Consider the following 6911-nt stretch of genomic DNA (forward strand, 5'->3'; position numbering starts at 1 on the left):
CGTGATTAATGGTCCGTTATTATTACCAGAGTAACATTTACACGGCGTTCAGGCAGGTTTTACGGGCTAAAAAATAAACGGAAATGGAATACATTACGCGACATTTACATTTCTGTTGCCAGAATGGTCATTTAAGCAACACTATGGCGGCGGATCGTCAGGACATATCGCGATACAACGCCTTGATCGTGTCTTTCAGCCAGACGATCTTCGGATTATGGCTGTTACGTTTATGCCAAAGGAGGGTGAACGGTACGCGCATTTTCTCTAACTGTGCAGCATCAAATGGCATAGGACGCGCCACTAGCGGAAGCTGGTGGAGTTGGTTATAACGCTGACAATAGACCGGCGCGGTGGCTATCAGCGCATGATCCGGCTGGGCGGCCATAAACAGCGACTGCTCAAAACCTGGCAGGCATAACGCGATATTGCGTGTGCGCCCCATCTCCTGAAGCACATCGTCCAGCGCCCAGGTATCGCTTTGCTCCCAGCTAATACTGATGTGGGGATAGCGCAGAAATGTGTCCAAACTCCACTCTTCCTGCAATGCCGGATGATCTTCACGTAGCCAGACGCAAGGGAGATCGGAAAACAGCACTTCATGGTCGATCGACAACGGCAGTAGGCTCAGCAGTTCTCGCGAACGCGGATGGCTTTCGCGACCGGTGAAGCCGATATCCACCTCGCCGCGAATAATCGCATCCAGCGAATCATAGTCCCAGTTGCGTATTTTGATTGTCGCCTGGGGATAACGCTGATAGATCTGCCGGGAGAGGGCGTTGAACATGATCATTACCAGCGGCGTTTCGGCCACCAGATCAAACTTCAACCCGCGCGGAGCCTCATGGTGCGGCTTATCCAGCAATTGATTGCTCATCTGCATCCACTCTGCCAGATTCTGCTCCATGCTGACCATTAACGGCGTCGGCGTAAGTCCCAGCGGGGTGTTTACAAACAACGGGTCGTCAAACCAGGTCCGCAGTTTCGACAGCGACTTACTGACCGCCGACGGTGTGACGTTCATCCGTTTGGCGGTCTTGGTAACGCTGCGTTCCTGCATCAATAACTGCAGGCACAGCAACAAATTAAGATCGAGACTGCTGAGGGATTTCTTCATGAGTTGGCGCGGACCGGTTGGGGGCAACAGTGATAATCAGCATGATACTCACTATGCTACAGCCAATCAGAATCCCGATCAGCATATTCAGCGCATCAAGGCCGAGGACCGCTGCCAGCCAAATCCATAACGACGAGCCACAAACCTGCGCAATACCTAACGCCGAGCTGGCAACCCCTGCCCGCAGCGAGAACGGCCCCAGCGCCTGACTCATGGCGACACCAAAACCAACCGAGAACCCGGCGCAGATTAAGGTCAGCCCAAACAGCGTCACCGTATGCGAGCTGGCGAGAGTTAACACCACGCCTGCAGACAGAAACAGTACCTGAGAGGTCAGCATCAGAACGCGAGGCTTGAAAACGCTGAGGGCGAACGGCGTCGAGAAAGAGACCGCCATACTGATACCTGCGGTCATGGCCATCGTCGTGGCATACTCACCACGGTCGAAGCCCATCACTTCCATTAGCAACACCGGAGAGGTATTCACGAAGGTCAGAATCACCGACACGCTGAGGGTGGTAATGGCCAGGCGGCTTAAGAAAAAACGGTTCACCAAAGACTCGTTGGTGTGGTTCTTTGGTATAGACGCCGTGAGGGTCGCTGGGCGTGATTCTCGCAGGATAAATACCGACAGCAGGCATACGACCACACCCATACCGATCATCGTGTAGAACAGGCTTTGCCACGGGTATTTGAGCATAATCAGATGCCCCATCACCGGAGCCAGCACCGGTACGATACAGGTGATTCCGTTCAACAGCGACAGCACTTTTGCCCGGCGGCGATCGTCGAGCGTATCGCGCAGAATAGCGAAGGCCACCACATAGCAGCAGCCTGCGCCTACGCCCTGAATAAAGCGGCCGACCAGGAACGGTGTACCGCTCTCGGCAAATGAACACAGCGCAGAGGCGAAAATAAAGATGAGGGCGCCGACTATGGCGACCGGTTTACGTCCTGACTGGTCGGCGACTTTTCCGGCGAAAAGCATCGCCGTCGCCATTCCCGCCAGATAAACCGAAAACGCGATATGCAGTTGCGCCTCGCTGGCCTGTAGATCGGCCGCAATGCGAGGCAGTCCCACCAGATACATATCAATACCGGCGGGATAAAGTAGAACCAGGGCAAAACTACAGATTAGAAAGCGTGTCATAGCGACCTCATAAGGAATGTGGCGCTAAGGATACGGGCAGAGAGTCAACTGCACGAGTTGCCATTTGGACAACAGTATTTTCCTCATGGGAAATTATTGTTGCAGGACGGGAGTGTAAACACCTTCTCCAGACGACGGGGCCTGTAGGCCCGGTAGGCATCGCGCCACCGGGCAACACACGTTACTTACCAATACAGAAGCTGGAGAAAATCCGTCCCAGCAGATCGTCGGAGGTAAATTCACCGGTAATCTCACTGAGGTTTTGCTGAGCCAGACGTAGCTCCTCTGCCAGCAATTCTCCGGCCCATACTCCGAGCAGTTGGGCTTTGCCCTGCTCGAGATGCTCCGCCGCTTCTGCCAGCGCCTGTAGGTGACGACGACGCGCCAGGAAGCCGCCTTCCATATTGGTTTCAAAGCCCATGCTCTGCTTGAGATGGTTGCGCAGCACGTCAACGCCTTCACCGGTACGTGCGGAGAGACGAACCAGTGAGTGGCCATTTACTTCGCTAAGACCCAGTGTTTCACCGGTAATATCCGCTTTGTTACGCACCACGGTAATAGGTAGTTTGGCAGGCAGACGGGCAATAAAGTCGGGCCAGATGTCAGCCGGGTCCACGGCGTCGGTGGTGGTACCATCAACCATAAACAGTACGCGATCGGCCTGTTCGATTTCTTGCCATGCGCGTTCGATCCCAATGCGTTCCACTTCATCGCTGGCATCGCGCAGACCGGCGGTGTCGATAATGTGCAGCGGCATACCGTCAATATGAATATGCTCACGCAGTACGTCGCGGGTGGTGCCGGCGATGTCGGTGACAATGGCGGCTTCGCGGCCTGCCAGCGCGTTCAGCAGGCTTGATTTCCCGGCGTTCGGGCGACCAGCAATCACCACCTTCATCCCTTCGCGCAGCAGGCTGCCCTGACGCGCTTCGGCACGTACGGCATCAAGATCGCTGATAACGCTATTGAGCTGCGCTTCAATCTTGCCGTCAGACAGGAAGTCGATTTCTTCATCCGGGAAATCAATCGCCGCTTCCACGTAGATGCGCAGGTGAGTGAGCGCTTCCACAAGATGATTTACCCGTGCGGAAAAGGCGCCCTGCAACGAGTTTAGCGCCGAGCGAGCCGCTTGCTCCGAGCTGGCATCGATCAGGTCGGCAATCGCCTCGGCCTGGGCTAAATCGAGCTTATCATTGAGAAATGCGCGCTCGGAGAATTCACCGGGTCTGGCAATGCGCAGCCCGGGAATGGTCAAAATACGTTTGAGCAGCAGATCAAGAATCACCGGACCGCCGTGACCCTGCAGCTCTAAAACGTCTTCACCGGTAAAGGAGTTTGGGCCGGGAAACCACAGGGCAATGCCTTGATCCAGCGCGCTGCCATCCGCGTCTTTAAACGGCAGATAATCGGCATAACGCGGTTTTGGCAGTTTGCCCAGCACGGTTTCTGCGACCTCGCGCGCTTTCAGGCCGGAGATACGCAGGATACCCACGCCACCACGTCCCGGAGGGGTGGCCTGAGCGACGATGGTGTCGTTATGGCTCATGATATGTCTCTTTGTGATGCAATAAAAAAGGCGGTCTAATGACCGCCCTTTACATTATGTTCCGTTTGCCGGATGGCGGTTTCGCCTAATCCGGCCTACACCGAATCAGGAGTTTTTCTTCTCGCGGCTATGCAGCCCACGCTTCTCCAGACCACGGTAAATCAGCTGCTGCTGAATAATGGTTACCAGGTTGCTGACGATATAGTACAGCACCAGACCTGACGGGAACCACAGGAAGAACACGGTGAAGATGACCGGCATAAAGGTCATGATCTTCTGCTGCATCGGGTCGGTCACGGTGGTCGGAGACATCTTCTGGATGAAGAACATCGTCACGCCCATCAGGATCGGCAGAATGTAGTACGGGTCCTGTGCAGACAGGTCATGGATCCACAGCGCGAACGGCGCATGACGCAGTTCAATGGAGCCCATCAGCATGTAGTACAACGCCAGGAAGATTGGCATCTGGATGATCAGCGGGAAGCAGCCGCCCAGCGGGTTAACCTTCTCAGCTTTGTACAGGGCCATCATTTCCTGGCTCTGACGCTGTTTGTCATCGCCCAGACGCTCACGCATAGCCTGAATCTTCGGCTGCAGCATACGCATCTTCGCCATGGAGGTGTACTGCGCTTTGGTCAGCGGGTACATGATGCCACGAACGATAAAGGTGATAACGATGATGGAGAAGCCCCAGTTACCCAGGAAGCTATGGATCCACTTCAGCAGTTTAAACAGCGGCTGAGAGATGAACCACAACCAGCCGTAATCCACGGTCAGATCCAGGTGCGGTGCAACGGCCGCCATTTTGTCCTGAATTTCCGGGCCGACCCACAGGGTGCTGGTCATCGCGCCAGTCTGGCCTGGCTGTACCAGTACCGGCTGAGATTTATAGCCGATAGCGGCAATGCCGTTACCCAGGTTAGCGGTGTAGAAGTTGTTGGTGCCGTCGTTACGCGGAACCCATGCCGTTGCGAAATACTGTTGCAGCATTGCGACCCAACCGTCTTTAGCGTTGACGTTCAGGTTTTCGTTTTCAGCAATGGTGTCAAATTTGTATTTCTCATACTTCTCATCCGGCGTGGAGTACGCCGCGCCACGGAAGGTGTGCAGCGCAAAGTTGCTGCTACCGGTGTCGCGATGAGATGGCAGATTGATGGATTGTTTCAGCTGACCAAAGGTGGAGATTTCCAGCGGTTTCTCGCCGGCGTTCTGCACGCTGTAGTTAACGTTGACAGCATATTCACCACGCTTGAGGACAAATGTTTTAGTGAACGTGTTACCCGCTGCGTCAGTATAGGTCATCGGGATCTGCAGTTCGTTCTGACCGTCTGCCAGTACAAATGCGTCTTTTTCGACGTTGTACAGCGGACGTGGGCCGTTAGCCGGGTTATCCGGGCCGTCACGACCTGTCAGGCCACTCTGTGCCTGGTAGATGAACTGTGGCGTGGTTTCCAGTAACTGGAACGGTTCGGTAGAACCAAGTTCTTTCGGGTAAGCTGGCAGCGAAGCCTGTTCCACATCACCACCACGGGTGTTGATGGTCAGATCAAGCACGTCAGTTTTAACCGTAATCAGTTTCCCCTGGCCACTGGCCGGTACGCCCTGGTCTGCGGCGCTACCCGCTGCGGTGGTCGTTGTCTGCGTGGTCTGTTGGGCCTGAGGTTGCGGGTTTTTATCCTGCTCCCAGGCTTGCCAGATCATGAAAGACACGAACAGCAAAGCGATGACTAAAAGATTGCGTTGCGAATCCATCGTTAGTGTTCTCTGGTATCAAATGGTCCGGGCGGGACGGGATCGTCACCACCAGGGTGTAAAGGGTGGCATTTTAATACGCGTTTCACCGTCAACCAACTGCCTTTTATCACTCCAAACCTGCGCAATGCCTCAATTCCGTAGCTCGAACAGGTTGGAGTGAAACGGCAATGCGGCCCAAGCAGCGGACTGATCAGGCGTTGATAGACCCGAATGAGGGCTATCAGGACCCGCGAGCCAGGCGACAATGGCGACGCCATAATTTTTCCAACGCTTCCGAGAGAGCACGGTTATCGAGGTCAGCAACCCCTTTTTTCGCCACCACCACGAAATCCATTGCGGGAAGTTCGTGCTGACGTAAACGGAAGCTTTCACGCGTCAGACGTTTAATCCGATTGCGTTCATGCGCACGTTTAACATTTTTCTTGGCGACGGTAAGACCGATACGGGGATGCCCCAGCGAATTCAGGCGGCCGAGGATGGTGATTTGCGGCGTGCCAGCCCGTTGTGGCTGCTGGAAGACGAATGTGAAATGAGTGGGAGTTAACAAACGTAACTCCCTGGGAAATGCGAGCTTAACCACTCAGGGGCTAGCTTTTATTACTTAGAAACGGTCAGACGAGAACGGCCTTTAGCACGACGACGTGCCAGAACCTGACGACCATTTTTATTAGCCATACGAGCACGGAAGCCGTGAGAACGGTTGCGCTTCAGTACAGACGGTTGAAAAGTGCGTTTCATGGCGATTTCTACCTAAACTTGAATAAATTCACTGACTTTTGCGTATACCCGAACGAGTTTCGAACGACTTACGCCACAGTGTGGGTGATTAAAGAGGCCGGATTGTAATAATTGTACACTCCGGAGTCAATTCTCTTTCCTTATTTCCCGCTTTTTTCCACAAGGTTTTGTGTGAAAAACAGGCAGCGTTGACGCCGTAAGGCGACCGTTACTCGCTGGGGGTAAGAATTATACGGGCTGGTGGATAAAGCGCAAGGATCGCCCGGGATCTTTATTAGATCGTTTAAGCAGTAAAGCATCTTTACTCATTAATTTTTTCAATATGCGCGCTAAAACCTGCAGCACTTCTCCAGGATCGTTTACACTTAGCCGATTCTGGATCATCCTGTGGATAAATCGGGAAGAATCTGTGAGAAACAGAAGATCTCTTTCTCAGTTTACGCTATGATCCGCGGTCCCGATCGTTTCAATGGATCCTGATCGGGTAAAATTGCAGATAGCAATTCGCACGTCACCCTTTGCATAGGGTCTTGTCGATGTGCGTCAACAATCATGAATGTTTCAGCCTTTGTCATTTATCGACTTTTGTTCGAGTGGAGTCCGCC

7 protein-coding genes are annotated in these 6911 nt (G+C 53.7%); all 7 read right to left on the bottom strand.

The features are described from left to right. Positions 1 to 157 precede the first annotated feature (157 nt). Positions 158 to 1117 carry an HTH-type transcriptional regulator YidZ gene (yidZ, locus tag ICA20_RS24580; protein ID WP_038635741.1) on the bottom strand — a complete coding sequence of 320 codons (960 nt, stop codon included), beginning with the start codon at positions 1115 to 1117 and terminating at the stop codon, positions 158 to 160. Then, positions 1086 to 2267, bottom strand: coding sequence for an MFS transporter (locus ICA20_RS24585; protein WP_038635738.1), 1182 nt, complete (start codon positions 2265 to 2267; stop codon positions 1086 to 1088). The genes yidZ and ICA20_RS24585 overlap by 32 nt, the downstream gene beginning before the upstream one ends. A gap of 181 nt (positions 2268 to 2448) precedes the next feature. Then, complete coding sequence (mnmE, locus tag ICA20_RS24590; RefSeq protein WP_038635734.1) at positions 2449 to 3813, bottom strand: tRNA uridine-5-carboxymethylaminomethyl(34) synthesis GTPase MnmE; 1365 nt, start codon at positions 3811 to 3813, stop codon at positions 2449 to 2451. Between the two features lie 105 nt (positions 3814 to 3918). Next, positions 3919 to 5565 carry a membrane protein insertase YidC gene (gene yidC / locus ICA20_RS24595; protein ID WP_006687746.1) on the bottom strand — a complete coding sequence of 549 codons (1647 nt, stop codon included), beginning with the start codon at positions 5563 to 5565 and terminating at the stop codon, positions 3919 to 3921. 2 nt (positions 5566 to 5567) lie between these two features. After that, positions 5568 to 5825 (bottom strand): membrane protein insertion efficiency factor YidD, encoded by a 258-nt coding sequence (gene yidD, locus ICA20_RS24600; protein WP_003023846.1) that lies wholly within the window; start codon positions 5823 to 5825, stop codon positions 5568 to 5570. Continuing rightward, positions 5789 to 6148: a ribonuclease P protein component gene (gene rnpA, locus ICA20_RS24605; RefSeq protein WP_003844432.1), complete on the bottom strand. Its 360-nt coding sequence runs from the start codon at positions 6146 to 6148 to the stop codon at positions 5789 to 5791. The genes yidD and rnpA overlap by 37 nt, the downstream gene beginning before the upstream one ends. 17 nt (positions 6149 to 6165) lie before the next feature. Continuing rightward, positions 6166 to 6306, bottom strand: a complete 141-nt coding sequence (gene rpmH, locus ICA20_RS24610) for a 50S ribosomal protein L34 (protein ID WP_003023858.1) — start codon at positions 6304 to 6306, stop codon at positions 6166 to 6168. Between the last annotated feature and the right edge of the window lie 605 nt (positions 6307 to 6911).

Origin of the sequence: Citrobacter sp. C5_2 (assembly GCF_014596845.2) — a bacterium.
In the GTDB taxonomy this organism is placed as follows: Bacteria; Pseudomonadota; Gammaproteobacteria; order Enterobacterales; family Enterobacteriaceae; genus Citrobacter; species Citrobacter werkmanii.

Bases quoted from the DNA above. Each gene is read 5' to 3' on its own strand.
- rpmH (WP_003023858.1), bottom strand. From the start codon at position 6,306: ATGAAACGCACTTTTCAACCGTCTGTACTGAAGCGCAACCGTTCTCAC.
- yidD (WP_003023846.1), bottom strand. From the start codon at position 5,825: ATGGCGTCGCCATTGTCGCCTGGCTCGCGGGTCCTGATAGCCCTCATT.
- mnmE (WP_038635734.1), bottom strand. From the start codon at position 3,813: ATGAGCCATAACGACACCATCGTCGCTCAGGCCACCCCTCCGGGACGT.
- yidZ (WP_038635741.1), bottom strand. From the start codon at position 1,117: ATGAAGAAATCCCTCAGCAGTCTCGATCTTAATTTGTTGCTGTGCCTG.
- yidC (WP_006687746.1), bottom strand. From the start codon at position 5,565: ATGGATTCGCAACGCAATCTTTTAGTCATCGCTTTGCTGTTCGTGTCT.
- ICA20_RS24585 (WP_038635738.1), bottom strand. From the start codon at position 2,267: ATGACACGCTTTCTAATCTGTAGTTTTGCCCTGGTTCTACTTTATCCC.